General features: G+C 44.6%; 2 protein-coding genes. Both read left to right on the top strand.

The features are described from left to right. Window positions 1-314 precede the first annotated feature (314 nt). Window positions 315-1,595, top strand: a complete 1,281-nt coding sequence (locus KDK16_RS12690; protein WP_306670808.1) for an IS4 family transposase — start codon at window positions 315-317, stop codon at window positions 1,593-1,595. A 78-nt stretch (window positions 1,596-1,673) separates the two neighbouring features. Then, window positions 1,674-2,865, top strand: a 1,192-nt coding sequence (locus KDK16_RS12685) for a hypothetical protein (protein ID WP_257276402.1), incomplete at its 3' end; no start/stop codon positions are given.

Here is a 2,865-nt window from a genome sequence, read left to right as displayed (position 1 = left end):
GTTTATTAAACATGAAGTTTCTCGTATAAAAAAGTTTGTAGCATTTTCTGGCTACAAATAACAACAAGACGAAGACGTCAATATAGTCATACTTCCTTAAAAATACCAAATGTTTCAAAGGAATGCGCTGATGCCTGGCGCTTGAACCAGAGTTATGTGTTACTATGAGTGCCGATTCTTAGGGTGGACATTAAGCTCAAAAAAGCTTCATTTCCAGCGGCAGAACTCACCTTGAACAGCCAAAATAAAGCTTCGCGAAAAGTATCAAGGCTGAACAAGATGAGTACTGCAAATAGTAGACTAGTTGAAAAAAACTGCTGACGTGTTTCGACCGGTCTGAACTCATCAGCATGGCGGAACAGCTTGGTTTTACTATACGACAGCGAGATATCCGCCCCTTGGACTTTATCCTTTCACTGATTGATGCCCTCGCTGGTGATGGAAACTGCGATACTCAAGCCGATCTCCACCGTAAATTTAATGAGTTGACGGGTCTGAATGTCTCCTATCGTTCCTGGGCAAATCAAGCTAAAAAAGACGCGATGCCTGCTCTTGTCCTCTGGCTATGGGTGCAATGTCTGGAAGTCTTTTCCCGCAAAGTCATGGCGTTTGATGAGGACAGTCCATTTTCAGAGTTTGAGCACATTCTGATTCATGACGGCTCATCGCAAGCTGTCTACGATGCCCTGAAGGAAGCATTTCCCGGCAGGTTCTCAACGGTCAGTCCTGCTGCTGTCGAACTGCATACGACAATGGATCTTCTTACCAACAATCTGGTGCGCGTGCAGCTCACTGAAGATACCCGTTCAGAAAGAGACTGTCTGCCACCACTGCCAACCTCCATGGCCAATATCCTGATGCTGATTGATGCCGGTTATTTTGAGTTGGAATCCTTTGCTGCCATTGATGACCGGGAGGGTTCTTTTATCTGCAAGGCGCCTCAGAGTATCAACCCGACAATACTCAGCGCAGTACGGGAGGATGGCAAAAATCTCAATCGCTACAAAGGGAAAAAACTTAAGGAAGTGTTGTCTGGCTTCCCTAAAGATCAATGCCTCGACCTTGATGTAGAATGGCCAGGATTCAAAGCCTGGCCATATCGTTTTGTTGTCCGCTGGAATGACAGGAAACTGAAATGGGTATTCGTTGTAAGCAACCTTAACCGGGTTGAGTTCACCCTGAGTGAAGTACTTCAGGCCTATCGTCTACGATGGCAAATAGAGCTTATCTTCAAAGAGATTAAGTCCTATTCAGGGTGGCATCGTTTTAACACTAAATCAGCGACACTGGTGTTTAGCCTGATTCTGATGTCCTTCGTGGTTGCGACGTTGAAAAGGTATCTTGCCCATGCTGCGCAGGCGAACCTCTATAAAAGTGGAGCCATTGAAGAAATCTCGACGCATAAGGCGATGAAAAGTGGAACCCGGCTGTTTGGTAATGTCATTTTATCCCTTATGAATGCAGGAAAGTCCCTACTCTCACATACAAGGAAGCTGCTCAACTTCTGGGCAGATAATGCGAAACGTGAACACCCTGCACGAGATGGTTGTTCAGGGCGTACAAGATTAGGTCTTTGTGCTGTGGGTGGGGCTTAATGTCTACCCTAAGAGTGCCGATTAGCAGTGATGGATGGATAGAATGTTTCTGTCCAGTAGTCAAATAGGTGACAAAGCATGGTTTCCTATAGTCTTTTCGCAAGAACTTTCTTTACCCTTGCACTTGGATATTTAGCCATGAATGCTAACGCAGATGATGATTTGGCTGATAGCATCACCGAGTACAGTGTTACTTTTGATGAGTTATACGATGAAATTGTCGTCGCACATCGACAAGGGGATAGTTGCCACCTTATTATTTCACATTCTCTCGGTTCCTATACACACCCGGCACAGTCACTAAAGCCAAGTGTTGCAATTATCCTCCCTGAAACTATTTATAGGAAAAACTCGCTTTTTAGTATGGAGCTCTGGCCGGCTTCTTACTCTTTAAATCAAAATCGGTTGTTGTCTCCTTCCTTAGATCAAGGCGTAGTGACTCATGAGCCTCTTCAAGAGTTTTCACCCGAGACATTAATTCAAATGTCATCTACTGAGGGTGATCAACGATCTGGCTTCCCCCTTGCCCTCCCGATAGGACCCATTGAAATCCAAAACCAGGATCAGTTATATGTGATTGACCCCATTCTTAAAGATCCAACAGTTACTATTTCCGGGAGCACTGCTTCATCCAGTGTTGAAAATGAACCAGCATCACGAAAACGACCAGCTTCAGGCAAAAGTGCCATTAAGGAGGCCTCGCGACCGAAGCTGATAAGAACCGAGTCTCATGCAAAGTCATTAACTGATGCCACCCCGGGACTGCTACCTCCGGAAGAAGAGTCCTCCCATGGTGCTGCTTCTGAAAGATCTACTATAAGTGAGCACGATCACTATCACTTTCATATCACAGGGCAACTTCTTTTAGGTATTGAGCCCCCACGCACATCAAAATCAAAAAAAAAGATGAGAGAAAAAACGGTTACTATTCCAGTAACGATACTTGTCAGCGCCAACACTGCAGAGGGAACAGCTCAGATAGACTCCCTTTCATCTAATGACTCAAAGTATGCAATTAATATATTCCGCAAACCGCCTCAAGCCAGCTCGTCAGTCAAATTATTGCCGGATAATAACCTTCAGGAAACCTGGAAGGTAGTAAAGAGGCGGGCAATTAGAAAGATCCGGGAAGAGCTTATTTACCCGAAAGTTTTTGGTGTCAGTCAGATAATAGAGTCCTACCCCTCATCAGACGCCAAAACAATATGGGTGATGCCAAAAATAAAATTACAGGTCATTGATGAAATTGATTCCATAAGCTCTGTAGTAA

Source organism: Endozoicomonas sp. SESOKO4 (genome assembly GCF_024606275.1).
The sequence above is the reverse complement of the archived record's forward strand: the minus strand, read 5'-3'. Positions and strand labels throughout refer to the sequence as shown.